This window comes from Pseudomonas frederiksbergensis (assembly GCF_003732275.1).
In the GTDB taxonomy this organism is placed as follows: domain Bacteria; phylum Pseudomonadota; class Gammaproteobacteria; order Pseudomonadales; family Pseudomonadaceae; genus Aquipseudomonas; species Aquipseudomonas frederiksbergensis_H.
This window is the reverse complement of sequence record NZ_MOBM01000006.1, coordinates 329,295-355,062: the sequence shown is the minus strand read 5'-3', so window position 1 is coordinate 355,062 and position 25,768 is coordinate 329,295. Positions and strand designations below refer to the sequence as shown.

At 61.3% G+C, this 25,768-nt stretch carries 19 protein-coding genes; 4 read left to right on the top strand and 15 right to left on the bottom strand.

The window, feature by feature from the left end:
* Positions 1 to 8: 8 nt before the first annotated feature.
* From pgaA to BK662_RS05340, 8 genes are all read right to left on the bottom strand, one after another.
* Complete coding sequence (pgaA, locus tag BK662_RS05375; RefSeq protein WP_123357225.1) at positions 9 to 2,489, bottom strand: poly-beta-1,6 N-acetyl-D-glucosamine export porin PgaA; 2,481 nt, start codon at positions 2,487 to 2,489, stop codon at positions 9 to 11.
* 424 nt (positions 2,490 to 2,913) lie between these two features.
* Complete coding sequence (locus tag BK662_RS05370; protein WP_123357224.1) at positions 2,914 to 4,425, bottom strand: YdgA family protein; 1,512 nt, start codon at positions 4,423 to 4,425, stop codon at positions 2,914 to 2,916.
* Positions 4,426 to 4,727: 302 nt separating this feature from the next.
* Positions 4,728 to 5,363, bottom strand: coding sequence for an NADH:ubiquinone oxidoreductase subunit N (locus BK662_RS05365; protein WP_123357223.1), 636 nt, complete (start codon positions 5,361 to 5,363; stop codon positions 4,728 to 4,730).
* 80 nt (positions 5,364 to 5,443) lie between these two features.
* The gene (locus tag BK662_RS05360; RefSeq protein ID WP_123357222.1) at positions 5,444 to 6,892 is read right to left on the bottom strand and encodes an efflux transporter outer membrane subunit; all 1,449 of its coding nucleotides are present in this window, start codon (positions 6,890 to 6,892) and stop codon (positions 5,444 to 5,446) included.
* Entirely contained in the window at positions 6,889 to 7,776 is an 888-nt protein-coding gene (locus BK662_RS05355; RefSeq protein WP_123357221.1) for an efflux RND transporter periplasmic adaptor subunit, read from the bottom strand. The genes BK662_RS05360 and BK662_RS05355 overlap by 4 nt, the downstream gene beginning before the upstream one ends.
* Positions 7,773 to 7,982, bottom strand: coding sequence for a DUF1656 domain-containing protein (locus tag BK662_RS05350; RefSeq protein ID WP_030128598.1), 210 nt, complete (start codon positions 7,980 to 7,982; stop codon positions 7,773 to 7,775). The genes BK662_RS05355 and BK662_RS05350 overlap by 4 nt, the downstream gene beginning before the upstream one ends.
* Positions 7,979 to 10,051, bottom strand: a complete 2,073-nt coding sequence (locus tag BK662_RS05345; RefSeq protein WP_123357220.1) for an FUSC family protein — start codon at positions 10,049 to 10,051, stop codon at positions 7,979 to 7,981. Before BK662_RS05345 ends, BK662_RS05350 begins: the two co-directional genes overlap by 4 nt.
* On the bottom strand, positions 10,048 to 10,476 hold the full coding sequence (locus tag BK662_RS05340) for a MarR family winged helix-turn-helix transcriptional regulator (RefSeq protein WP_123357219.1): 429 nt from the start codon (positions 10,474 to 10,476) through the stop codon (positions 10,048 to 10,050). The genes BK662_RS05345 and BK662_RS05340 overlap by 4 nt, the downstream gene beginning before the upstream one ends.
* Before the next feature lie 197 nt (positions 10,477 to 10,673).
* Here BK662_RS05340 and BK662_RS05335 point away from each other — a divergent pair, with 197 nt between their 5' ends.
* Together BK662_RS05335 and BK662_RS05330 are read left to right on the top strand one after the other, a co-directional pair.
* Positions 10,674 to 10,952: a hypothetical protein gene (locus BK662_RS05335; RefSeq protein ID WP_008068580.1), complete on the top strand. Its 279-nt coding sequence runs from the start codon at positions 10,674 to 10,676 to the stop codon at positions 10,950 to 10,952.
* On the top strand, positions 10,949 to 11,230 hold the full coding sequence (locus tag BK662_RS05330) for a type II toxin-antitoxin system RelE/ParE family toxin (protein ID WP_123357218.1): 282 nt from the start codon (positions 10,949 to 10,951) through the stop codon (positions 11,228 to 11,230). Before BK662_RS05335 ends, BK662_RS05330 begins: the two co-directional genes overlap by 4 nt.
* A 3-nt stretch (positions 11,231 to 11,233) precedes the next feature.
* Here the strand turns inward: BK662_RS05330 and BK662_RS05325 are convergent, their stop codons facing one another.
* Both BK662_RS05325 and BK662_RS05320 read right to left on the bottom strand, forming a co-directional pair.
* A complete protein-coding gene (locus tag BK662_RS05325; protein ID WP_123357217.1) occupies positions 11,234 to 11,479 on the bottom strand; it encodes a DUF2789 domain-containing protein in 246 nt (81 codons plus the stop codon).
* 135 nt (positions 11,480 to 11,614) lie between these two features.
* Positions 11,615 to 12,082, bottom strand: a complete 468-nt coding sequence (locus BK662_RS05320) for an aminoacyl-tRNA deacylase (RefSeq protein WP_123357216.1) — start codon at positions 12,080 to 12,082, stop codon at positions 11,615 to 11,617.
* Between the two features lie 213 nt (positions 12,083 to 12,295).
* Between BK662_RS05320 and BK662_RS05315 the strand changes: the two genes are divergently transcribed.
* Together BK662_RS05315 and BK662_RS05310 are read left to right on the top strand one after the other, a co-directional pair.
* Positions 12,296 to 12,844 (top strand): NfeD family protein, encoded by a 549-nt coding sequence (locus BK662_RS05315; protein ID WP_123357215.1) that lies wholly within the window; start codon positions 12,296 to 12,298, stop codon positions 12,842 to 12,844.
* Between the two features lie 2 nt (positions 12,845 to 12,846).
* On the top strand, positions 12,847 to 13,605 hold the full coding sequence (locus tag BK662_RS05310; RefSeq protein ID WP_123357214.1) for a slipin family protein: 759 nt from the start codon (positions 12,847 to 12,849) through the stop codon (positions 13,603 to 13,605).
* 44 nt (positions 13,606 to 13,649) lie between these two features.
* Here the strand turns inward: BK662_RS05310 and BK662_RS05305 are convergent, their stop codons facing one another.
* Genes BK662_RS05305 through BK662_RS05285 form a run of 5 tightly spaced genes read right to left on the bottom strand, consistent with a single transcriptional unit; the run spans position 13,650 to position 25,730 of the window.
* Positions 13,650 to 14,615, bottom strand: a complete 966-nt coding sequence (locus BK662_RS05305) for a sulfotransferase family protein (RefSeq protein WP_123357213.1) — start codon at positions 14,613 to 14,615, stop codon at positions 13,650 to 13,652.
* Positions 14,603 to 15,388, bottom strand: a complete 786-nt coding sequence (locus tag BK662_RS05300; RefSeq protein ID WP_123357282.1) for an aspartyl/asparaginyl beta-hydroxylase domain-containing protein — start codon at positions 15,386 to 15,388, stop codon at positions 14,603 to 14,605. The genes BK662_RS05305 and BK662_RS05300 overlap by 13 nt, the downstream gene beginning before the upstream one ends.
* Positions 15,385 to 15,990, bottom strand: coding sequence for an adenylyl-sulfate kinase (gene cysC / locus BK662_RS05295; protein ID WP_123357212.1), 606 nt, complete (start codon positions 15,988 to 15,990; stop codon positions 15,385 to 15,387). Before cysC ends, BK662_RS05300 begins: the two co-directional genes overlap by 4 nt.
* Entirely contained in the window at positions 15,974 to 17,488 is a 1,515-nt protein-coding gene (locus tag BK662_RS05290) for a TolC family protein (protein ID WP_123357211.1), read from the bottom strand. Before BK662_RS05290 ends, cysC begins: the two co-directional genes overlap by 17 nt.
* 40 nt (positions 17,489 to 17,528) lie before the next feature.
* Positions 17,529 to 25,730, bottom strand: coding sequence for an Ig-like domain-containing protein (locus tag BK662_RS05285; protein ID WP_123357210.1), 8,202 nt, complete (start codon positions 25,728 to 25,730; stop codon positions 17,529 to 17,531).
* Positions 25,731 to 25,768 lie beyond the last annotated feature (38 nt).

Below are 25,768 nucleotides of genomic sequence, written 5' to 3'. Positions count from 1 at the left end.
AAACTCTTCTAGAAGCGGTAAGTGAGGTCGACGAGCAGGCGCAGATCGGTTTCGCGGTCGCCGTCATAAGGCCGGTTGATCACGCTCAGCAAGCCGCCCACCTCGAATACGTCGTTCCAGCTGTAGCGCTGGCCGTAACCCAGCAGGCCGACGCCGCCGGTGCCGTGATCGCGCTGGCTATAGGTGCCCGCACCGGCCAGGAATTGCTGGCTCCAGGAAGTTTCGTAGCGGTGGTAGAGCACGTGGTTGACGTTCACCGTTGGCAGCACGCTGAAGTCGGATTTGGGGTTGAAGTACGGCACGTCGCTGGAGTTGGAGTTATGGCTGGTGCCGACCTCCAGGCCGAGGTCGACATGCAGCCCCGGCGCGCGATAAACACCCTCGCGACCGGTGAGCAAGGCTTCGACACGGTTGTTGCCGTCACTGAAGTGCGAGGGGCTGACCGCCAGTTTCCACTCACGGCTCTCATTGGCGCGCCAACGGATGAAACCACTGCCGCCGTTGGCGGTGATGTCACTGTTCAAGGCCCGCAACGGCGTTTGCGCCGACAGGTATTCGAGGCTGCCGCCGTACTGCCAGTGATCGTCGATGTCTCGGGCAATCGCCAGACGCGCGCCCTGTTTGTCACCGAAACCGTAGGAATGGTTGGAGACTTCCGCTTCCAGGGTCATGTCGCGGGTCCGACGTTCGAGGCCGACGCGCTGGAAGCGATGGTGGCTAGTGCCTTCCTGGAAGTCGCCGGTGGCGTAACCGGCGCCGGCGAACACGCGCCAGTCTTCATCAATGGGCGGACTGTACAGCGTGGTTTCGATGCCGAAATCGCGACTGCCGTTGACCGCCCCGACGTCGCCGTTGCCACCGCCATAACTCTTGCCGCCATAGGCCTCCACCCGCAGCTCGGCCATGTCATGAACCGCGCGCTGACGTTGCAAACGCTGGACCTGACGGTTGTTCGGATAGCGCGCGACCACATCGTCGGTCAGCGCATCCAGCTGCCGCCATTCCTGCAGATCCATGGCGGTGTGACCCTGAGCAATTTCCAGCCCGATGTCCCGTGGCGCCATGCTCTCGGTTTCCTTGAGCTGATTCTCGGCACGCCGTGGCCAGTCCCGGGCCAGGTACAGATCGGCCTGGGCCAGACGCAGGCCGAGGTTGCCCGGGGCCTGATCCACCAGCACCTGCAAACGCTGCTCGCCCGAGGGCAGATCAGCGCCGTAGGTGCCGGCCTGGGCGGCGAGTTGCTGCGCGTCCATCCATTCATCGTTGGGATTGCCCACCGGCAAGCCCTTGAGCTCGACGCGCGGCTTCTGAGTCTTGGCCAGGTCTTCAGCGACCTGACGCGCTTCATCGGCCTTATCGCTTTCGAGCAAGGCGTAATAGAGCGCGGTGCTGTCTTCCAGGCGGTCGCCGACATCAGCATCCGGCGCCACCAGCACCTGACGATACAAATCGGTGGCGATTTCTGGCTGACGCTGGTCCAGATAGGACGACGCCACCCAACGCAGGGCGTAGGTCGGAATCTTCACGCCTTCGGCGAGCAGCTTCTGGTATTCGGCGATCACATCAGCGGTGCGCGCACGGGCCTTGAGGGCGCCCATGCGATCGATTCGCCAGCGGATGACGTCATCGTGGGCCTGAGGATCCGGCGTCCAGGTCGCCAGTAACTGGTCGTAATCGGCCAGAGCCCGATCGGCGATCACATACCGTTCTTTTTCGCTGCGAGTGGCCAGCTCGGCCAGCCGCACTCGTTCTGCGGCCAGATCACCTTCAAGACGTCGCAGCGTGACCGGATCCAGCAACCCCGGCCGCTGACGCGCCAGGCGCAAGGCCGGTTCCGGCAGGCGGGCACGTTGCAGGGCAATCACGTATTCCCGAGCGACGTCGGGTTTGCTGCCAGCGCGGATGAAGGCCTGGTCGTATTCAAACAATGCGTCGTAGGTCGCACCGGCGCGGGTCAAGGCGTAAGCCAGGGCCAGGCGGCGGGAAGGATCATCCGGTTTCGCCGCCACCAGCGCCCTGGCGCGGGCAACGGCCTCGTCAGGTTTACCGGCATCGGCCTGGGTCATCGCCAGCCCCAGCTGCAGGTCGGCATTTTGCGGTTCAAGGGCCAAAGCCTTGTTGTATACCTGGGTCGCCGAGTCCCAGCGCTTGAGGTTGCGATAGGCACGCGCGGTGGCAGTCAGGGCCTGAACCGGCAGCGCCCGATTGTGCCCTTGGGTTTCATAGACCTGGACCACTTCGGCGTCCAGCCCAGCCCAGCTGGCGATCTGCAAGTGATCGCTGATCTGGCCGGTGGTGGCCTGGTTGACCGGCACCTGGCGCAATACGGTCAGCGCAGGCGTGTAGTTGCCGGCCCGTGCATCGCGAACCATTTGGTCGTAGGGAGTGTCAGCGAGCGCCAGCATCGGCCACAGCAACTGGCCGCACAGCGCCATGCGAAACAAGGGGCGCAAACCACGATGAATAAAGGGACCAGCAATACACGGCATTCGTCAGCATCCTTACATGGCCAGCCGGGTCGCAATGTCCCTTGCCCATTCGTAGCGGAAAGCCGGGTCGAAAGACCCAGCCAAGCTTTATCGACGTAGTCTTGCATGCAAGCGTAGTCGACTATTCAGAACACAATAATTATTCAGATTCGTGACGCTCGGGTCTTCTCTGGTGCCAGTCAGCCCATCGCAACCCCTGTGGGAGCGAGCCTGCTCGCGATGACGGCGGTACATTCAGCATCAATGTTGGCTGACCCACCGCTATCGCGAGCAGGCTCGCTCCCACAGAGGTTGCAGTGTTCATGTCCTTGACTGACAGGCATCAGGGCCTCCTTCCCCCTCACCTCCTTTCAAAACCCCAGACAGCAAAACGCCCGGCGTCTGCGTGGTGCAGAGGCCGGGCGTTGCGCTGAAGCCTGCGGTTTTACTGGATGGTGACGTTGCCAGTGCCGCCGAGTTTGCTCATCACGAAGCCAACAAATTCTTCGAGGGTCATTTTCTGGCCGTTGAAGTCCACCTGATTATTGGCGTAGTGCAGCTTGGTGACGACGTTGTTGCCGTCCAGTTTCGCCAGTTGCGTGCCGACCGCCATGCTGCCGAACATGTCGGCGGTTGCACTCGCCTGATCGGCAATGAGCTTGGCGTCGGTCTGGCCGTCGATTTGCGACTGCACGGTGAGCACGTCAACCAGCATTGGCTTGGATACCAGTACGTTGAAGTCCAGCAGCGCGATCAATTGCTTGACCAACTGGTCTGGCGGCAGGTCCATGGACTGCGGTTTGGTCAGGTCCAGCACCAGGTTGGCGCGGCTTTCGCCGTTGCTGGTATTGAACGACAGGTTTTCCAGAGCCACCTGCGGGCCGGCGGCCAGCAGTTTCTCCAGGCCGGTCTTGACCTGTGCCTCTTCGGCCGGGGTCAGGTTCAGCTCCGGCGCCGGTAGACCGGCGGCAGCAGCTTCAGCGGCGGCCTTCTCGTACGGTTGCAGTTTGGTCTGGTAGATCTGCATCAGCGACATCGTTGACGGGATGTCGAGGTTTTTCAGGCTCATGGCCATCTGCGCAGAGCCGACAACCTTGCCGTTCAAGGACACTTCACCAACCTTGTAATCGGCACGCCCCGAAGCGTTGGTGCCCGATTCCTCGGTCTTGTTCTTCATTTCAAAGTTCTTGAAGCCGAGTACCGACTGTTTGGCGCCGAAGGTGGTCTTGCTGCTGGTCAGCTCGACGGTGTTTTCACCGACGTAATAGCCGTAGGTGCTTTTGTTCAGGTTACTGGCCACGGTCAAGCCATTGAGCTCGACCTGTACCGGGGTCTGATCTTCGGCCACGGTGGTCAGCTTCAGGCTGTCCATGTAACCGTCAGCCTTGACCTTTTGCGCCTGGGCGCTGGCGGCTACGTCCAGTTTCAATCCGGAGAACGTCAGATTGGACTTGTCATCCAGTGCTGTTTCCAGCGGCAGAAATTCGAGGGTGCCCTTGGTGGAGTTGTCGTAGCCGATGTTGACCACGCCTTTGACCGGGGAATTGTCCTTGGCGGCCGCGAACCACTTCTCGGTCAGCGGAGTCTTTTCCAGCTCGTAGTGACTGGTGGCCAGGACCGGCAACCACTTCAGCGACACCAGACGCGAGAACGGCAGCGGGCCATGTTCGATGCGGTCGACGAACAGCAACTCGACCGGTGCTTCACCAAACATCTCACCCTCGCCCTTGAGGCGGTAGTGCGCGGTGCTGCTGAACACATGGCGGTCCAGCGACACCAGCTCCAGAGACGCCGTACCATTGGAACCTGCCAGCGCGGCTTGCAGCTCTTTGTTGGCATCGGCGATCGAGGTGTTCAGCACCCCATCGAGCTTGCTGCCGGTGTACCACGCACCGCCGGCACTGATTGCACCGATGGCCACGACAATTCCTAGAAGCACGCCTGCTGATTTATTCATGAAGTACCCGTCAATGTCCGTTGCTGAAAGTGTGGTCGTCTTCCCTGTACCCATGACGGGTTGCGGTCACGACTGTGCTAAAAGTGGGATGGAGATTAGCATTTGCGCCGCAAAGCGGCCCAATGATTAAAGGTGAAAGAGTGTCTATGGGATGCGGCAGCCTGTGGACAACTGGCAAGGGTCGAGAGTTTCGGCGGTCATTCGATCGCCTTCGCGAGCAAGCCCGCTCCCACATTATTGGAATGCGTTCCCCCTGTAGGAGTGGGCTTGCTCGCGAAGGCGTCAGTCCCGCCAACACCGGATCAGGAATACTGGACCTCGATCTCATCAAGCTGATGATCGAAGCTTTTGAGCCGCGCAGTCCACGTATACACCAGCACTTCAAAATCCCGATTGATCACCGCCCCGCCGGTCACTTCCGCGCGCGGGTCGCAGAAATCCAGCTGATAGCGTTCACGGGCCATGGCGTTGGCGACATCGGACAGCTCTCGCGCATTGTTGAGCCAGTGCCACCCCTCGTCGGCCACTTGCTTGTCCAGCGCCAGGCATTGTTTCTTCAAGGTTTCGAGGCTTTTTTCCAGCGGCGTGCCGGTGAGTTCGCCCATGACTTCCTGGAAGGTGCGCCCCGGTTGCCAGTAACTGCCCCAGAAATACCGGTCGAACACCGTTTCGACGCGACGCAAAGCCACCTTGGTGTCCCAGATCAGCACCAGGGTCTTGCCTTGTTCGAGTTGTCGTTTCTTGATGCGCTGGCCCTGTAATGACGCCCAGGCGACCACCACGATAGCCATCACGGCGATCAACGCCACCGCGCTGTCGAGGAATATCAGCGCCGTGTCGAGCTGGTGGGCCAGCATGACGCCGTAGAAATAGGTGGCCGACAGCAAAACCAATGCCGCAATGGCGCACCAGAAGCCAGGAGCATAAGGGTTTTTCATTATTAGATCCCCATGACCAACGCAAGCCTGATCGACGGGTTCGCCGCGCGCCCCCATCAAATCAAAGCATAGCAACGGCCTCAGGGTTTGCCGGGTTGTGACCCTTGCGTTCGTCCGCTTTCCCAGCCGCCGCCCAAAGCAAGGAACAAATCGATCTGGCTCATGGCGACTTGGGTGTTGGCCGAAGCCAGTTGCGCCCGTACGTCGGTGTAGGTGCGGGTGGCTTGCAGGTCAGCCAAAAACGACGCGCGGCCGGCCTGAAAGAAGCGGTGGGTCTGGTCTGCCGCCAGTTGTGCCGATTGTTCGGCATCTGCCAACGCATCGCGGCGCTGAAGCTGCGCGGAATATTGCGCCAAGCCAGTCTGAGTCTCGCGGATGGCGTTAAGCACCACGCCATCAAAATGCGCCAGCGCGCCTTGGGTCGCGGCTTCGGCCTCACGGATTCGCGCGCGAGAGCCGTTGGACGGCACGGTCCAGCTCAGCAACGGGCCGAAGCCCCAGCGATTGGTCGCCGGTTTGCCGAGGTTTTCCAGAATCCCGACCGTACCAACGGTCGCGCCGATGCTGATGTCCGGGTACAACTCGCCGGTTGCAATGCCGATACCGGCGGTTGCGGCCGCCAATCTGCGCTCGGCTTGCCGCACGTCGGGTCGACGCTTGAGCAGCGTGGCGCCGTCACCCACCGGCAACAATTGCGCAATTTTCGGCAGCTCGGCGCAGTCGCTGGTGCCCGCAGGCAATTGCTCGACCGGTTTGGCCAGCAGCATCGACAAGCGGAACAGTCCGGCCTGACGTGCGGCTTCATAACGCGGCAATTCGGCGCGCAAGGATTTGAATTGGGTTTGCGAACGGGTGACCTGGGTTTCATCACCGCGCCCGGCATCGCGCAAACGCTGGGTCAGCGTGGTGCTCTGGGCTTGCAGGTCGAGAGAATGCTGAGCGATCTCCCGCTCTTCGTTGGCCGCGCAGACTTGGGTGTAAGCCCGCACCACATCGGCCACCAGCGTGATGCGCGCAGTGTCCGCTGCCGCCTGAGTCGCATCGGCATTGGCTTTGGCCGCTTCGATGCCGCGCTGCAACGTGCCAAACAGGTCGAACTGATAGGACGTGGTGATGCCGATGTCACCGACGTTGGCCACCGGTACTTTATCCGCCAGCAAGAACGCCTCGCCGGACTCCTGCAAACGCTGGGCGCCGACTTTCACGCCGCCGCTCCAACCGCCCGCCGCCTGCGCTTCGTCGACCTGAGCGCGAGCCCGCGAAAGATTCGCCGCCGCCACCCGTAAATCGGTGTTGGAGGCCATGGCCTGCTGCACCAATTGGTCCAGACGCGGATCCTGATACAACCGCCACCAATCGCTGGGCACTGGTGCCGAAACGACATTTTTGCCGTTCACCGTCAGATCGCCCTGAAAGTCGTCACGGTGCACGGCGGCCTCGTCCGGCAAGTGATAATCCGGCCCGACCACCTGACAGGCCGACAGCAGCAGCCCTAACCCGGCCACCGCCAATCCAGAGGCCCTGCTCATTGCGCCGGCTCCCCGGCTTGATCGTCGATGATCGACACCGTGGCCGTGCGGCCGGCAATCATGCGGAAGTCCGCTGGCACCTCGTCGAAAGCGATTCGTACCGGAATCCGCTGCGCCAGCCGCACCCAGCTGAACGCCGGATTGACGTTGGGCAACAGGTTGCTGCCGCTGCTGCGATCGCGGTCTTCGATGCCGGCGACAATGCTTTCCACGTGCCCACGCAGCCGAGCGCGGTCGCCGACGACCCGAATATCGACGCCTTGGCCGACATGAATGCCATCCAGCTTGGTTTCTTCGAAATAACCGTCGATGTGGAAGGAGTTGCTGTCCACCACCGACAACACCGGCCGCCCGGCGGTGACGAACTCCTGGGAACGCGGCGCACGGTCGTTGACGTAGCCATCCACCGGGCTGCGGATCAGCGAGCGGTCGAGGTTGAGCTGGGCGCTGTCCACCGTCACCTGCGCTTCCATTAACGCCACTTCGGCACGGGCGACACGGGATTGGCTTTCCTCCAGTTGTTCGGCCGGGACCAGATTGCCGAGGCCACGGTTACGCTTGGCCTCGCGTTGAGCCTGGGCCAGGGTTTCCTGGCGGTCGGCGACGGCAGCTTTTGCTTGGCGCAACGCCAGTTTGAAACGGTCCTGATCGATGCTGAACAGCACCTGGCCGCGTTTCACCCATTGGTTGTCGCGCACCTCCACTTGCTGGATCAGCCCCGACACGTCCGGGGCGATTTGCACGATGTCGGCGCGGATGTGCCCGTCCCGGGTCCAGGGCGCGAACATGTAATACATGACCATGCGCCAGACCACGACAACGGCGAAGGTCACGATCAACAGCGTCAGGACCACGCGGCCGAGGGTCAAAAAAGGTTTTTTCATGTCATCAGGTATCGACTGAGTGAGTCCACGGCGCCGAGGAGCAAGGCGTAGAGACCCACGTTGAACAATGCCCGGTGCCAGACCAGACGGTAAAAGTGCAGGCGCGTCAGCAACCCGTGAACCAACAGGTACAACACGTAGGTAATGCCCATCAGCACCAGCAGCGTGGGCAGGAACACCCCGCTGATATCCAGATCACCGATCATAAAGGCGCTCCATCGATGCCATGGGGAAGCGGTTCTTCAAGCTCGCCTGTGCCGACGAACTCCACACCCGGCAGTAAGGCCAGGCGCAAGCCGCTCAGGGCGTGCAGCAAATGCAGACGGGCGCCGTCGTCGCACTCGGTATCGAGGGCGCGACGGGTGCGATCGAGGGTCATCAGCAACGGGCTCGGCGCTGGCAGACGTTCGTCGGCCTTGAGACAGGCCTTGAAGTACTCACCGACTTCGGCCACCACTTGCTGCAGCAGCACCTGCGGCACGCCCACCACACGCGGCGTATAAGCCAGCAGGTCGAGCAGATTCAACGCCACGCGCACTTCCCGCAGTGCGATCCCGGTGTCCTGGCCGGTCATGGCCAGCCGCGGCAAGTGCTGCATCAGACGATCGAGGATCTGCACGCCCAATTGCCGGTGTTCGGCCAACGAAGCCGGCTCGGTGAGGCTGACGATGTCGCGCCAGCTGAAACGGGTCAGGCGCTTGGCCGCCAGTTCCGCGCCGAATGGCCGGGCGATCAGGGTCCAGATGAACGCGAACAGCAAGCCCATGGGACCAGCCAGGTTGGAGTTGGCGAAGCTGAGGAAATCCGCGTCGTAGGCGCCCTGAATGCTGATGAAGGACGACGTGTTGACGATGGTCAGCAGCATGCCCAGGTAGAAACGCGGCTGCACCGTCAGGGTGCCGACGCAAATGAACGGGATGGCAAACGCCAACACCAGCATCGGGAAGTCATGCAAGTTCGGCAGGATCAGAAACAGATAAAGGCTGGCGAACAGCACCGACATCGCGGTCCAGAAAAAGAACCGGTAGATCTGCGGCGCCGGGTCGTCCATCGAAGCGAAAAAACTGCACGCCACCGCCGCCAGGATCACCGCGCTACCGCCGTCGGTCCAACCGAGCAGAATCCACAGCACCGAGGCGACGATGATGGCGGTGACCGTGGACGCGGCCGAATAGAGCATCAACCCACGGTCGAGAAACGGCGACAGCCGACCGAGGCGCCAGTGCCGATACACCGCACGCCAACTGTCCTGGCTCTCGCACTGAATGGCGTATTGCAGGCTGCGGCAGTCTTGCCACACATCGATCCATTCGCCGAGGCGATACAGGGCGTTGGAGAACAACAACTGCTTGCGATCGTCCAGCGCCTCGGCGTTCGGTTGCAGCGCTTGGAGCTGGCTTTTCAGGGCCTGCCAGCGGTCGAGGTCCGCGTCTTTGTGGTCAAGCCATTCGGCGGTCGCGGTCAGCAGTGGCGCGAACTTATCCACAAGCTCCGGCGTGCGCCGCTCGAGGGCATAGAGCGCGTCGTCGAGGGCATCGATCACCGGCAGCAGATGGATCATTCGCCCGCGCGGTTCCTTGGTATTACGCACTGTCTGCGGCCGCGCGCCCTCGTGGGGCAACTGACCGATCATCAATTCCAGGCTGTTGAAGTTCGCCACCATCGATGAACGCAGGGCACTGACTTCGTCCGGCTGCACGTTGCGACTGAGGAAGCGCAGGCTGTAGGTCGAGGCATCGGCGAACCATTTATTCACCGAATCGTTGAACACCGGCGCCAGCCGCCGCGGCCAGAACATGGCGCCGACCACTGCCGCGCAGGCGATGCCGAGAAAGATCTCTTCGGTGCGCGCCTCGGCCACGTCCCATACCGCCAGCGGGTTATCCACCACCGGCAGGGCGATCAGCGGCAAGGTGTAACCGGCGAGCATCAAGGCGTAGCTGTTGGCAGTGCGCAGGTGCAAGGACAGAAATAGCAAAATCCCGGTCCACAGGGCGATGACCACCACCAGCACATAAGGGCTCTGCACAAACATCGGCACGAAAAAAACCGTCGCCGCCGCACCGAGCAAAGTGCCAACGGCGCGGTACAACGCCTTGGAACTGGTAGGACCGACGAACGGGCTGGAAACGATGTACACCGTAGCCATCGCCCAATACGGACGGGGCATTTGCATAAGCATGGCGATGTACAGCGCGATCATCGATGCCGCGAACGTGCGCACACCGTAGAACCAGTCCCGCGCCGGAGGCACACCGGTGAAAAAACCGTTCAAGGATGGGCCACCGCTGAATGATCGGCCGCTTCGAAAGCTTTCAGTACCCGCAGCGCCGCTTCCAGATCACTCGGGGCAATCCCTTCGAGCACTTCATGGCGCAAACGCACCAACTCGATTTCAACTGCCTGCACCAGCTCGCGACCGGTCGCGGTCAGGCTCAGGCATTTGGCGCGCCGGTCATGAACGTCTTCGGTACGGCAGACGTAACCGGCATGGCACAGCTGATCCAGCAAACGCACCAGAGAAGGACTCTCCATCCCCGCCGCCTGCGCGACCGTCACCTGCCGTACACCCTCGCCCAAACGCCCGATCATCAACAACGGCACAGCGCAGGCTTCGGAGATTCCATAGTTGACCAGCGTGGTCTGACAGATCTTCCGCCAATGCCTGGCGGCCACCACCATGGAGCTGCTGATGTTCATCTGGAGAGCGTCGAGGTTCTTTGGCACGAGGGGATGCACACACAGTTAGTTTGCTAACTATCAATATGGCATTGGAGGGGAAAGTTGGTCAAGTTTTGAAACAATTTGCCGCCGTCTGTCGTGACAAGCGACTGCTTGACCAAAGAAAGTAGTGAAGGTGTATATACTTCGTCAGTACATATTCCGAGGACTTGGACATGTCAAAACAAGCCGTTTTTACGATGAAACTCGAACCCGAATTGCGTGAACAGTTCATGGCCGAAGCAGAAGCTTCTCATCGTCCTGCCTCTCAAATCGTCAGGGAAATGATGCGTCAATTCGTTCAAACCCAACGAGAATCGCGCGAGTACGAAGCATTCCTGCAACGTAAGGTCGACAAGGCCCGAGTGTCCATGCGCGCTGGGGATGGTCTGACAAATGAAGAAGTTGAAGCAGAATTCACTGCCAGGCGAGTGCGAGCAGCTATACAAGAATGAAGATAATCTGGACGCCAACAGCAGCACAGGATCGTGCAGACATTTGGGATTACCTGCATGCCGTCAACCCGCAAGCCGCCATCGACATGGACAACCGCTTCAAAAACGCGATATCCCGCATTGCCCAATACCCTGAAAGCGGCCCTGTCGGAATCATTGCAGGTACTCGCGAGTTAATTCCACATCAGAGCTATCGCGTCGTTTATGAATTGGGGCCAGATGCGATCTGGATACTCGCTCTAGCGCATACGTCCCGACAGTGGCCACCAGAAAGATGACTGTTACACCCCCCGCCCCTTCCTCAGCATTACATCCAGCTGATCCACCACCTCCGCCCAATCCGCATCATCCAGAATCTCCTCACGCAGCAACTCTGCCTGGCTCTCGTTCCAGAAGAACGCGTCCGCCAGGTGCAGTTCGGGTTTGAGCGGTGAATGGGTAGCGATGAATTTATCGATGCTTTCAGCGTCATCGGGCAGGCCGAGTTGTTTGAACAGGTTGGGGAGGCTGTGGGTAGGGGATTCCATGTTTGGCTCCTTCGTGATTGCGTATTGGATGGGTGACCGTGGCGCGGCTATTCGCGGGCAAGCCTCGCTCCCACAGGGTTTTCGCAATTCCTGTAGGAGCGAGGCTTGCCCGCGATGACGGCAGTTATGTCGACGCTACGCCGACTGACTCAACTCGCACACCTCGGCATGCGGCACCATTTTCAAAAATTCCGGCACGCTCATGTGTACCAGATTGTTGTGGTTGCCGGCTTCGAGGTAGATGTCTTTCTGCCGGGTCAGCAGAGGGTCGATGACCATGTCCATCCCGTAGGATTCGCCCAGTGCAGGCACGGCGCCGCGTTCGCAATCGTCGAACAGGTGCGGCAGGTTGCTTTCACGGGTGACTTGCCATTCGCTGCTGCCACGTACTTTGCTCAGGTCCAGGTGACGGCTGGCGGGTAGCACGGCCATCAAGTAATGCCCGTGGTGATCGTCGAGAATCACCGATTTGGCGACCCGTTCGGCAGGAATTCCCGCGAGCCGAGCCGTTTCAAGGCTGCTGGCCGAGTGCGGGTGGGAAACGATGTCATATTCGCAGTGAGCCTTTTCCAGGCTGTTCTGCACGGTTTTTGCCATACGCATGATGCACCTCGGTGTCCGCAGCAACGAATCGCGGACGGTGGTTAGCTTTTTTGTCTCCTTTAAAAGTCTAGGCCCACTGGTGGGATCCGGCGGGAAATCCGCCCGTCGGATGCTGTCGACAACTGGTCAAAATTCATACAAGTGCAGGCTCAACTAGACTTGTATACAGAGTCATGAACGGCTCGCGGACGGATGACTCTCCCGGAGGGTCAAGTGAACACTCGTTGCTGTGCAATTGCGCTGCTGTTGGCCTTGAGCGGATCGGTCTTCGCAGCGGACACCGTCGTCCTGCTGGTTCCCAACCCTATCGGGATCTGGCTGATCACGTTCGGCATAGCGTTTCTGATTGCCGAGGCGGCCTTGCCCAATTACGGCGTGGTCGGCCTGGGCGGCATTGTGATGTTCGTGATCGGGGCGGTGATTCTGACCAATACCGAGGTCCCTGTTCCGTTGATGATCGGCTTGGGGTTGATCAGTGCCTTGCTGCTGATTTTCCTGCTGATCCACGCCTTGAAAACCCGACCGCGCCACAACGTCAGCGGCGATGACGCATTACTCGGCAGCGTGACGCCGGTAACGTCGTTGCAGGCTGGCGATGCGTATATCGGCTGGGTCCATCTGCAAGGCGAACAATGGCAGGTATTGAGCGAAACACCGCTTCAACCGGGTCAACAGGTCCGGGTGGTGGCACGCAAGGGTCTACTGCTGGAAGTGGCCGCGGCTGACGCGGCGCCCGCAATGAACAATGATGGCGGAGAATAGTTATGGGCCTGCAACTGGGTTTTGCCGCGCTGCTTTTATTGCTGATTGCACTGGCGGGGTCGACCTTCCGCATCCTGCGCGAATATGAGCGTGGCGTGGTGTTCCAGCTCGGACGCTTCTGGCAGGTCAAAGGCCCCGGCCTGATCCTGCTGATTCCGGTGGTTCAGCAAATGGTTCGCGTCGACCTGCGTACCGTGGTGCTCGACGTGCCGCCGCAAGACGTGATCACCCGCGATAACGTCTCGGTCAAGGTCAATGCGGTGCTGTATTTCCGCGTGCTCGATCCGCAAAGGGCGATCATTCAGGTCGAAGACTTTCTCATGGCCACCAGCCAACTGGCGCAGACCACATTGCGGGCAGTACTCGGTAAACATGAACTCGATGAATTGCTGGCCGAACGGGAACGCCTGAACGTCGATATCCAGCAAGTGCTCGATGCGCAGACCGATACCTGGGGCATCAAGGTGGCCAATGTCGAGATCAAGCACGTGGACCTCAACGAATCGATGATTCGTGCCATCGCCAAACAGGCCGAGGCTGAACGGGAACGTCGGGCCAAGGTGATCCACGCCGAAGGCGAATTGCAGGCTTCGGAAAAACTCATGCAGGCTGCTGAAATGCTCGGGCGTCAGCCGGGGGCCATGCAGTTGCGTTACATGCAGACGCTGAGTTCGATTGCCGGGGACAAGAGTTCAACCATCGTCTTCCCGCTGCCGATCGAGTTGCTCAAGGGGATGGCGGATTTGTCGTCGAAACCTTGAGGAATAATCTCTAGCCTCCAAAAGATCGCAGCCTTCGGCAGCTCCTACAGGTGTACGCCGGGCCATTGTAGGAGCTGCCGAAGGCTGCGATCTTTTTCCAATGCCTCATAAGGCTCCCACGCCCAGTGGTCCACCCGCTCACGAAGCAACACCGAGGCTTCACGACGCTTGTCATCGCTGTCTCCAACAAACACCTGTGACGGCTGCTTGGCATGTTGCCCCACCGCCGCAAACACTTGCCTGCGCTGCTCGAGATCCAACGCAAAAAACGCTGCCAACCGCCCCGCCATGGCCTGCGGCAGTTCGCTGTAATTCACCGCCCATCCGCCAAACGCCCGGCATTGCGCCAATCCCGATACCAGCAACCGCCCCAATCGTCGGGCGATGTAATCCTCACGGCTGCTGAACGGAAATTCGTCCACCCCGATCATCCCCGGCACCATGTGCATGCCCGGGCGACGCAGATGCGAGACAGCAATTTCCAGTGGATCGCGATAAAGAAACAGCCACGGCGTTTCGGGGAAGCACTCGCGCAGCAACGGCAATTCACCGATGTTCCAGGCGTCGAGTTTGATCACCAGTCGTTGTTCCCTGGCGAGCCGACGTTGCCCATAGGCAGATAGCAACCCTTTGATGGCGGCACGGCGCTCGACGGCGGGCAAATCACTGCGCAGCAACGCATCCAGCGGCGGTGGTTCGCTGATGACGATGTGATTGTCGAGTTGCGCGAGCATCTGGCTGATCAGGGTCGAGCCGCAGCGAGAGGCGTGAAAGATAAAAGCGCTCGGCGTCAGACCGGGGCTGCAAACCTGCCAGTCCGCGAGGGTCGACAATGCAGTTTTTCGGCGAAACGCCTGATTGAACGGCAGCCGCAGCGCATCCTCCACCGCATCACGAAAAAACGGCTGATGCAGGCGCGCGTCACCAAACCAGCACCAGTCGACTTGCCATTGCCCGGCCTCTTGCCAGACGCGGATCGGCAACCAGCCTTCGAGGTTCAGGCACTCCATTGTTCATTCCATTGACGGCGACCGTCGCGCATCGCCGCGCACAGTTCTTCACGGGTGAACGCAAGTCCACGCTCGGCGGCCAGTTCCAGGGTGCGGGCGATAAAGGCTTGGTTGTCCTGCAAGCCCTGCAAGGACTTGCACAGCTGCGGATCACTGGCCACCAACGCCTGGAACTGCGTAAAAGCGTCATGACCGATTTCCGGCGACGGCGTGGTTGCCAGCCCGTCGATAATCGCCTGCTCCAGCCAGGCACCGGGCCGGCAATCGAGCACCAGATGAATCCGTGCCTGAGTGTCGCGATTGTCCACACGATGAGGCCGCGACAGATCGAGAAACCAGCATTCGCCAGCGGCCATCGGCATGCGTTGGCCGTCCAGCAGAAAGTCCACTTGGGGTGGGCTGAGCAGCGGAATGTGCAGACGCAAATCAGCGTCCGGCTCGCCCAGGTCATAGTCGCGATGCTCGTGAATGCGCCCGCCCGGGCCGAGCCGCAACAGGCGCGCGCAGACGACCTGCAGCGGCAGATCCCGCAGCCCTTGCTGCCATCGAACATCTTGCAGCCAGGGCGCCCGCAAAAGAGTTTCGCCGCGACCGGGCGACAGTTCAGTCAAGGCATCGGCCGCGGAAATCAGCGCCACACCGCTCCAGTCGCCAGCGTAATAATCACTATTGAAGTGGCTGTGCCAGTCGTCCTCGCCTATTGCCGCCAGCGCCTGCAACAGCATCGGCAAATCCACCGTTACCGGCAAGCGGGAGAAGGCTGGCCGGCTCATCGTTTCGGCAGCACCGCGCACTCGCCGAGCCAGGTCAGCAAACGGTCGAGACAGGCCACGACCGACTGCGCGCCCGTGTCGAGCACCAGCGACGCACACGGTGGTGGTTCGTAAGGCGCGGAGACACCGGTAAACCCCGCCAACTCACCCCGTCGAGCCCGGGCGTAATGACCTTTGGGATCACGCTGTTCACACACGGCCAAAGAGGCGCTGCACCAGACTTCGCGGTAATCCTCACCCAGCCGTCGGGCGAACACTTCACGCAACTCCACCAAGGGCGCGATCATCGCCAGGATGACGATCTGCCCGTTCTCGACCAACAGCACCGCCAGTTCGCTGGCGCGGCGGATGTTTTCCAGGCGATCGCTGTCGGTAAACCCCAGATCGCGATTGAGCCCGACCCGCAGTCCGTCGCCATCGAGCACCACACTCTGTACGCCGTGCTCGAACAACTCGGTGTGCAGTGCCTGGGCCAATGTCGACTTGCCCGCGGCCGGTAAACCGGTCAGCAGAATCGCCGCACCACGATGGCCGTTGCGGGTCTCCCTTTGGGCGCGGCTGATGCTCGCCGTCGGCGCCAGCAGGTTATTGGACCGGGGCATGGGCCACCGGCACTAAGATGTTGCCCGCCGCCCACGCCTCTTCGCGATTGGCCAGGGCGGTGGCGATGGACTGGACTTCGGTCGATTGCACTTCGTCCGGCAGCGGATCGAGACCGGCGCTGGCGAAGATTTGCCCGTAAGCGTTGCGCAGGTCGGCGTAAGACAAGTCGCGACGCAGATCGGCCTGCAAGGTGTTGAGCTCGCCCTGGATCAGATCCAGTTCGCCCAGCCCGGCCGCCTGATAGCGGTTGCGCAGTTGGCCGACGATCTGTCCGTCAATGTTCGACAATTGCTGGTTGGTCTTGAACTGCCGCATCGCCTCGCGATAGTTGGCGTTGGCCACGTAAAGCTGCGCCAGTACGGCAATCGACATCGCCTGTCGACGCGCCGTGGCGACTTCTTCACCGGCCTTGGCAACGTCGATCGCGGCCGGTGCGGAAATCACATTGAACAGGTTCCAAGTGACTTTCACCCCGTAATCCGCCCAGCCCTGCTCCACCAAAAACGAGTTGCTGTCGTAATGCCCACCGGCGGAAAACTCCAGCCCCGGCAGCAGACGCAGCATGGCTTTGCGGGTTTCGGCGGCGCTGATGCGGGTCTGGTAGTCCTGCTCACGCAATTCTGGCCGGCTGGTCAGGGCTTCCTGTTCCAGGCTGGCGAGGTCGATTTTGAGCTCAGGGATGATGTAATCGTCCTGGGTCGCCAGCTTCAGGTCGGTGCCCAGCGGCAGATTGATCAGGGTGGCCAGTTCGGTTTTGGCCAGCGACAACGCCCGGCGCTGTTCTTCCAGTTGGCGGGTCGCTTCGATCAGTGAGCGCTGATAACCCAACGACTGAATCGGATCGCCGATGCGCTGCTCGCTCATGCTCTGGCTATTGTTGCGAGCGGTTTCGACCCGGGCCATCAGGTTGTCGATCTGCTTGAGCAAACGTTCGGCGGCCATGGCTCGCCAATAGGCCGAGCGCACGTCCTGAACGATGGTGTTGATCACCTTGCGCCGACGCTCCTGCACGATCAGCCGCTGATCGCCCTGCTGTTTAGCGCTGATATAGCTGACGCCGAAGTCGAGCACGTTCCAGACCATGGTCAGGTCCGCCACTTCACGGTCGCGGTCCTGGGAGGTTGACGGTTCCAGGGATTGGGCGCCGGTTTCCACGCTCCGACTGCTGGAAGCGCTGACGTTATTACGCCCCACGTACCCGGCGTCCAGTGCCATGCGTGGCAGCATGTCGAAACTGGCGAGGTCGAGTTGGCGCTTGGCCAAGGCCTCTTCCATGATCTTGAGCCGGCCTTCGAGGTTGTATTTCACCGCGCGGGCCATGGCCTGGTGCAGGGTCAGTGGGCCGCTTAGGGGCTCCTGCCCCTTGTACATGTTTTGCAGATCGCTTTTGGCGCGCTGTTGGCTGACGCTGCGTTCGATCGGTTCACTGGTGACTGCACACCCGCTGATCGCCAGCGCCAGCAGGCTGGCGCCGAATAACTTCTGACTTCTCTTCATCCTTGGAGCCCCCAGATGCCGCCCTGCTTTAATGGTTTTTTCAGGCCTGCATTTCACTGATGCCGACCTGTTGCAAAGCCGCGGCCAGGCTTTCGACCTGCCGCTGCTCGGTGTCTTTGAGTTGTTGCAACTGCTGACCCAGACTCGGTGCGCCAAACACGCCGCGCAGCCCTTGGGAAGCATCTCCCATCCTGATTGAGTTATTACCGAAGGTGCTCAGCGAATCCCCCTCGCTACCAATGTCCTGATTGAACAGATTCGACAGCGTGCTGCTGCCAAAGACCCCGCCGTCGCCCCCGCCGAAACCGAGGAAGCCGTGGCCTGAGCCGTCGCCACCGTTGTCACTGCTGCTGAATACCTGCGCGATAAAGCTAGGCGTCAGCGCCCCGTGGCTCATGAAAATATCGCCCAGAGGCCGAATGCCGTTGCCGATCACCCGTTGTTCAAACAGCGGGGTAAAGGTCAGCGGCGAACCGAGATCGCCAGTGGGTGGGGTGAAGATAATCGGTTGCAATGGCACGTTGGGCAGATCGGGCACGGTGACAGGATCCGTGATCCGGAATTCCGGATCCGGCGGTACCACCACAATCGGCGATGACGGTGCAACGACCGTATTGATCGCATAGCTGTTCGATAGGCTGACACCGCTGCCCGTGTTGCCTGCTGAATCGCTGACCCCCGCGACACTCAGGCTGATCGCATTGTTGCCACTGCTGACGTTGGCGTTCGGCGTCAGGGTCGCGGTCCAGGTTCTACCGCCATCGCTGCTGCTCAGACTGGATAGTGTGCCGTTCGCCACGCTGATGTCGGACAGGTCGAAGCCACTCACCGCTTCGTTGAAGATGAAGGTCACCAATGAGGTCTGACCCACGCCCAGGTTCGGGTTGGCAACCACCACCGTCGCCGTCGGCCGTTCGCCATCGATGGCGTAGTTGTTGGATACCGCAACGCTGGCGCCAATGTTGCCCGCCAGGTCCGTCACATTGCTGGTGTCCAGCGCAATGAAGTTGCTCGGGTCGGTGATGTTCGCGGTAGGTGTGAACGTTCCGGTCCAGGTCTTGCCGCCGTCGCTGCTGGCCAGATTGGTCAACTCGCCGTTGGTCACGCTCAGGTCCGACAAATCGAAGTCGCTTACCGCCTCGTTGAACGTGAAGGTCACCAGCGTCGTCTGGCCAATGCCCAGGTTCGGGTTGGCAACCACGATAGTGACGGTCGGGCGAGTCGCATCGAGCGCATAGTTGTTGGAAATGGCGATACTGGCGCCGGCATTGCCCGCCGCGTCGAGCACATTGCCGCTGTCGAGCAGGATCAGGTTGGTCGCATCGTTAAGGCTCGCGGTCGGCGTAAGCGTGGCAGTCCAGGTCACACCGCCGTCGCTGCTGGCCAGGCTGGACAGCACGCCATTGGCCACGCTGAGGTCCGACAAATCGAAACCGGACACCGCTTCGCTGAAGGTAATGGTCACCGTGGTGGTTTCACCAATGCCCAGCTTGTTGTCCGCCACCACAATGGTCGCGGTCGGGCGAACGGTGTCGATTGCGTAGTTGTTGGAATCGGTTACGCCAACACCGCTGTTGCCCGACGCGTTGGTCACACCGCTGTTGTCCAGGCTGATCAGGTTAGTGGTGTCCGTCACGCTGACCGTAGGTGTGAAGGTTGCGGTCCAGGTCACGCCACCATCGACGGACGAAACGTTGCTGAGGGTGCCGTTGGCTACCGTCAGGTCGGCATTGTCAAAACCGCTGACCGCCGAGCTGAACGTGATGGTGACCAACGAGGTTTCACCGACCTTCAGCGCATTGTCGGCCACCACGATGGTGGCGGTCGGCACCTCGGTTTCCACCACATAGTTGGCCGAGTTGGTGGTGCCCGCCCCGGTATTGCCGGCCACATCAGAGACGCCGCTGTTGCTCAGGGTGATAATGTTGCTGGCATCGGTAATCCCGGCCGTCGGGGTGAAGGTCCCGGTCCAGGTGAGGCCGCCGTCGCTGCTGCTCACCGCGCTCAAGGTGCCATTGGCGATGCTCAGGTCACTGTTGTCGAAACCCGTTACCGCCTCGCTGAAGGTAATGGTCACCAGCGCGGTTTCCCCCGGTTTCAGGGTCGTATCGCTCAACACGATGGTGGCGGTCGGGCGTTGGCTGTCGATGGCGTAGTTATTCGAATCGGTGGTACCGGCGCCCGTGTTGCCGGCCCCATCGATCACCCCGGTGTTGTCCAGGGTAATCAGGTTGGTCGAATCGGTGACGCTCGCCGTCGGCGTCAGGGTGGCGGTATAGGTGATGTTATCGCTGGTGCTCAGATTGCTCAGGGTACCGTTGCTCACCGTCAGGTCGGCCGTGGTAAAACCGGTGACCGCCTCTGAGAACGTGATGGTTACCACTGATGTTTGACCCACCGCCAGCGCCGCGTCCGCGACCACGATGGTGGCCGTCGGGCGCACGGTGTCGATGGCGTAATTGTTGGAATCGGTGGTGCCGCTACCGGCGTTGCCCGAGCCGTTTTGCACACCGCTGTTGTCCAGGGTGATGACGTTACTGGTATCGGAGATGGCATTGGTCGGCGTAAAGGTTGCGGTCCAGGTGATGCCGCCATCACTGCTGCTCACCGAGGTCAACGTACCATTGGCGATGGTCAGATCGGCATTGGAGAAACCGCTGACCGCTTCACTGAAGGTGATGGTCACCAGCGACGTTTCACCGACGCTCAACGCATTGTCGGCAACGACAATAGTGGCCGTCGGCAGCACCGTATCGATGGTGTAGTTGCCAGAGTTGGTGGTGCCACTGCCGGTGTTGCCGGCCACATCGGTCACACCGGTATTGGCCAGGGTAATGACATTGCTCGGGTCATTCACACCGACGGTTGGCGTGAAGGTCGCGGTCCAGGTGATCCCGCCGTCACTGCTGCTCACCGCGGTCAACGTGCCGTTGGCAATCGACAGGTCAGCGTTGTTGAAACCGGTCACCGCCTCAGAGAAGGTAATGGTCACCAGCGAGGTTTCGCCCGCGGTCAGCGCCGTATCGGCCAGCACAATGGTGGCGGTCGGGCGCAGCGTGTCGATAGCGTAGTTGTTGGAGTCGGTGGTGCCGCTGCCGGCGTTGCCCGCCAGATCGGCCACGCCGGTGTTGTCCAGGGTGATCAGGTTCGTCGTGTCGTTGATGCTCGCGGTCGGGGTGAACGTCGCGGTCCAGGTAATGCCGCCGTCGCTGCTGCTCACCGAGGTCAACGTGCCGTTGGTGATGGTCAGGTCCGCATTGGTGAAACCGCTCACCGCTTCGGAGAAGGTGATGGTCACCAGAGAGGTTTCGCCGATTCTCAGCGCCGTGTCTGCAACCACGATGGTGGCCGTCGGGCGCACGGTGTCGATGGCGTAGTTGTTGGAATCGGTGGTGCCGCTACCGGCGTTGCCCGAGCCGTTTTGCACACCGCTGTTGTCCAGGGTAATGACGTTGCTGGTGTCGGTGATGGCATTGGTCGGCGTAAAGGTTGCGGTCCAGGTGATGCCGCCATCACTGCTGCTCACCGAGGTCAAGGTGCCATTGGCGATAGTCAGATCGGCATTGGAGAAACCGCTGACGGCTTCGCTGAAGGTGATGGTCACCAGCGACGTTTCACCGACGCTCAACGCATTGTCGGCAACGACAATAGTGGCCGTCGGCAGCACCGTATCGATGGTGTAGTTGCCAGAGTTGGTGGTGCCACTGCCGGTGTTGCCGGCCACATCGGTCATACCGGTATTGGCCAGGGTAATGACATTGCTCGGGTCATTCACACCGACGGTTGGCGTGAAGGTCGCGGTCCAAGTGATCCCGCCGTCACTGCTGCTCACCGCGGTCAACGTGCCGTTGGCGATGCTCAGGTCAGCGTTGGTGAAACCGGTCACCGCCTCGGAGAAGGTGATGGTCACCAGCGAGGTTTCGCCGGCACTCAGGGTAGGGTCGGCCAGAACGATGGTCGCAGTGGGACGCAGCGTGTCGATGGCGTAGTTGTTGGAATCGGTGGTGCCGCTGCCGGCGTTACCCGCCAGATCAACCACGCCGGTGTTGTCCAGAGTGATCAGGTTGGTCGTGTCGTTGATGCTCGCGGTCGGGGTGAACGTCGCGGTCCAGGTAATGCCGCCGTCGCTGCTGCTCACCGAGGTCAACGTGCCGTTGGTGATGGTCAGGTCCGCATTGGTGAAACCGCTGACCGCTTCGGAGAAGGTGATGGTCACCAGAGAGGTTTCGCCGATTCTCAGCGCCGTGTCCGCGACCACGATGGTGGCCGTCGGCCGCAAGGTGTCGATAGCGTAGTTGTTGGAACTGGTCGTGCCGCTGCCCACATTGCCGGTGGCAGCAGCCTGCACGCCGGTGTTGTCCAATGTGATCAGGTTGGTCGTGTCGGTGATGCTCGCGGTCGGGGTGAACGTGGCGGTCCAGGTGATGCCGCCGTCACTGCTGCTCACCGAGGTCAACGTGCCGTTGGCAATCGTCAGGTCAGCGTTGGTGAAACCGGTCACCGCCTGGTTGAAGGTGATCGTCACCAGTGACGTTTCACCGATTCTCAACGCAGTGTCCGCCACCACAATCGTCGCGGTCGGCGGGGCGGTGTCGATGGCGTAGTTGCCCGAAGAACTGATCCCGCTGCCGGTGTTGCCCGCCAGATCCGCCACGCCGGTGTTGGCCAGACTGATGACGTTGGTCGCGCTGATGATGCCTGCGGTCGGGGTAAACGTTGCGGTCCAGGTGATCCCGCCGTCACCGCTACTCACCGCGGTCAACGTGCCGTTGGCAATCGACAGGTCAGCGTTGGTGAAACCGGTCACCGCCTCGGAGAAGGTAATGGTCACCAGCGAGGTTTCACCCGCTGTCAGCGCCGTATCGGCCAGTACGATGGTGGCGGTCGGGCGCAGCGTGTCGATGGCGTAGTTGTTGGAATCGGTGGTGCCGCTCCCGGCGTTGCCCGCCAGATCGGCCACGCCGGTGTTGTCCAGAGTGATCAGGTTGGTCGTGTCGTTGATGCTCGCGGAAGGCGTGAAGGTGGCGGTCCAGGTGATGCCGCCGTCGCCGCTGCTCACCGAGGTCAATGTGCCGTTGGTAATGGTCAGGTCCGCGTTGGTAAAACCGCTTACCGCTTCACTGAAGGTGATCGTCACCAGCGAGGTTTCGCCGATTCTCAGCGCCGTGTCCGCGACCACGATGGTGGCCGTTGGGCGCACGGTGTCGATGGCGTAGTTGTTGGAATCGGTAGTACCACTGCCGGCGTTGCCCGCGAGATCAACCACGCCGGTGTTGTCCAGGGTGATCAGGTTGGTCGTGTCGGAAATGCTGGCGGTCGGGGTGAAGGTCGCCGTCCAGGTGATACCGCCGTCGCTGCTGCTTACCGAGGTCAACGTGCCGTTGGTGATGGTCAGGTCGGCGTTGGTGAAGCCGCTGACCGCTTCACTGAAGGTGATCGTCACCAGAGAGGTCTCGCCGATTCTCAGCGCCGTGTCCGCTACCACGATGGTTGCGGTCGGACGGAGTGTATCGATCGCATAGTTGTTGGAATCGGTGGTGCCGCTGCCGGCGTTGCCCGCCAGGTCGCTGACCCCGGTATTGTTCAGGGTGATCAGGTTGGTCGTGTCATTGATGCTCGCATTCGGGGTGAACGTCGCGGTCCAGGTGATGCCGCCGTCGCTGCTGCTCACCGAGGTCAACGTGCCGTTGGCGATGGTTAGGTCGGCGTTGGTGAAACCGCTTACCGCCTCGGAGAAGGTGATGGTCACCAGCGAGGTTTCGCCAATTTTCAGCGCAGTGTCCGTCACCACGAGGGTCGCCGTTGGCCGTACGGTATCGATGGCGTAATTGTTCGAATCAGTAGTGCCGCTGCCGGCGTTGCCCACCAGGTCGCTGACCCCGGTGTTGTCCAGGGTGATCAGGTTGCTCGCATCGGTGATACTGGCGGTCGGGGTGAAGGTCCCCGTCCAGGTGATGCCGCCGTCGCTGCTGCTCACTGTGCTCAAGGTACCGTTGGCAATCGTCAGATCCGCGTTGGTGAGTCCGGTGACTGCTTCGTTGAAGGTGATGGTCACCAGCGACGTTTCGCCGACCCTGAGGGCCGTGTCGGTGAACACGATGCTGGCGGTTGGCCGCGCCGTATCGACGACGTAGTTATTGGAGTTGGTAACACCGACGCCGGCGGTGCCCAGACCGTTGATCACCCCGGTTTTGTCCAGGGTGATGACGTTGGTCGTGTCGGAAAGACTGGCGGTCGGGGTGAACGTTGCCGTCCAGGTGATGCCGCCATCGCCGCTGGTTACCGCAGTCAACGTACCGTTGGCGATGGTCAGATCCGCATTGGTGAGACCGGTCACGGCCTCGGAGAACGTGATCGTCACCAAGGACGTTTCGCCGATGCTCAGTGTGGTGTCAGCGACCACAATGGTCGCGGTCGGCGGTGGTGAATACGCGGTGTTGAGTACACCGCCATCGTTGTAGATGGTCGCGACGGAGGTTGGCGAGGTGCCGGTTGTACCTCCGCCCTGCGCGGTACCGCCTGCACCACTGCCCGCGGCATTACCGGCCATGGCCGCGAAGTTGGCTGCCGTGATCAACAGCGTGCCTTTGTTCCAGATCGCACCGACGCCCCGGCCGCCCACGCCGCCATTGGTGGCATTGCTGCCCTGGCCACCACCGCCACCACCGCCACCGCCGGCGCCGATGTTGTTGCTGATGGTCGACGTGCCGACGATGGTGATAGTGCCGCTGCTGGCGTTGTAGATCCCGCCCACAGCGTTGCCACCGGCGCCACCTACCTTGTCCCAACCGGCCCCGCCGCCACCGCCGCCAATGGAAATCGTGCCATTGGTGGCCGTCGCACCGTTACCGCCGTTGCTGTAATAGGAAACGCCTATGCCGCCAGCCCCGCCAGTGGTGGTACCGCCGCGACCGCCCATATGGGTCGCGTCATAACCGCCACCGTAACCACCGACGCCACCGCCGCCCGCACCGCCGCCCAACGTGCCGGTGCCCGGCCCTGCCGAACCGCCATGCCCGCCGCCCTGGCCGCCCAAGCCGCCGCCACCGCCACCGCCACCGCCGTAAAAAGCGCCCGTGACACCGCCGCCGCCACCGCCACCGGAAGCGGCGTTGGAGGACACGGTAACGTTTTTCAGGGTCAGAATCCCTGCGTTGAAAATGCCCCCGGCCATCGAGCCCGTGGCGCCGTAGCCACCGTTGCCTCCTGTGCCCGACACCAGGCCCCGGGTGATCACCAGACCATCGAGCGTCACGATGCTGCCGGACGCCACCTCAATCACTCGGGTCCTGTACTGACCATCGAGAATCACGTCAGCCGCGCCGTCGTTGTTCAAGTCGCCATCAACGGTGATGTTCTTGTTGATCAGCAGTTCGGACGTCAGTTGCACCGTCATGCTGCTGTTAAAGGTGACGATATCGCCGTTCTGCGCCGAGGCGATGGCGGCACGCAGTGAGCCGACGCCCGTGTTGGCGTTGTTGGTGGCGGTCCAGGTGGCCAGGCCCCATTGATAGTCGCTCATGGCCGTGGTCGAGAGGACGTTGGCACTTTCGATGTTGCCGGTGGCAATTTCCAGATTCCAGTCGCCACCAATCCCGGTGCGATTGCTGGAAGCAGCCACATCGCGGCCGGTCAGCTGCGCCAGCGAGTCGACAAAACTCAAGCCACGCTCACCTTCGGCGGTGTAGCAGCCGTAGATCAAAATGTCGCCGCCGACGTTCATATCCTTGCCGATTTCCGCCAGTACCGCGCTGCGTGCTGCAACGTTATCGGCGGACAGATAACTATCGCCCAGCCACAGATCGCCCGCATTACCGTGGGCGATAATCTGCACCGAGCTGACGCCCTGATGGCCGTCCAGATAATCAGCGATTTGTTGCAGGCCATCTTTGCTGGCATCCAGCTGAACCACCTGAGTGCCGGGCGCGACCCCCTGAAGCAGGCTGTCGGCGTCCTTGACCCGAGAATCGACGAACACCACGCTCTGCCCCGGCACCGCAGCGTGTGCTGGCGCCGGTGTGGCATCGGCCTGGCCGTGGGTGTCCTTGCTGGCGACCGGTTGATCGGCCGTCGGTGCCTTGACCGCCTCGGCGGTGGCATGGCTGTCAGCCTGGGCAGTGTCGGCAACCGTGGCGGCCACCGCGCCGTCGAACAGCATGCGTGGCTCCAGGGACATGATCATTGGCGAGGCCAACGCTCGTGCGCCTTCGGTAACCCGCGACTTGCCTTTGCTCCACCACATGCTGCTCACCCGGACTCGAACTTTTAGACGCATCAATG